The sequence below is a fragment of the Erythrobacter sp. genome, from assembly GCF_038133525.1.
Lineage (GTDB): Bacteria > Pseudomonadota > Alphaproteobacteria > Sphingomonadales > Sphingomonadaceae > Qipengyuania.
In genome coordinates this window covers 1-624 of the sequence record NZ_JAYPTL010000136.1, presented here as the reverse complement: position 1 = coordinate 624, position 624 = coordinate 1, and the positions used below count along the sequence as shown (strand labels likewise).

Here is a 624-nt window from a genome sequence, read left to right as displayed (position 1 = left end):
ACACATGACCTCCAAAAAGTGACTCTCGCTCCGTCACGTCTTCACCAGGGTCGCATACCCAAAGCGATTTGGCCTCTGGAGCACCATGCCCCATCGGCGAGAGCGAGAGTCGGCGCACGTGGGCGGTTCGCCGCCTGTGGAGCCTACGCCCCGCACGTGCTAGACTCTGCGTTGTGCAGCGCCCCCTCGTGATCGTTCACTGAGCGCTCCAAGGGCTCGACCCACACCCCCAGCCCCGGCATCGGCTGCGCGTCGTACCCCGTTAGCGCAGCGCACAGAGCCCGCTCAGCGTCGCGTTCGTTGCGTCGGTCGCCGTCCCACCGAACGCGCACCGCAAGGCCTGCCTCGAAGGCGAAGAACGTCCCCGGCTGCCCCTTGCGGGTGAGGGCCGCGGCAACGCGATCGGCAATGGCTTGGACGTCACGAAGCATAGTTCGCCTCTCTGAGCGCTCGCATCATCACTTCGAGGTGCCCTTGTGGACCGATGATCTTGGCAGCCTTCTCGCGCGCCGCCCTGATTCCGCCGACGCGGGCTGCTTCCACGATCTGGCGGTGTACTTCCGGGTCCGCGGCGAGTCGGGCCTTGTGCTCACGCACTAATACGAGCGCGCTTTCGATCGTGTT

General features: G+C 65.7%; 1 protein-coding gene. It reads right to left on the bottom strand.

What is annotated here, in order from left to right:
• Positions 1-420 precede the first annotated feature (420 nt).
• The coding region (locus AAFM29_RS17135) for a hypothetical protein (protein WP_341713939.1) at positions 421-624 on the bottom strand (204 nt) is incomplete at its 5' end.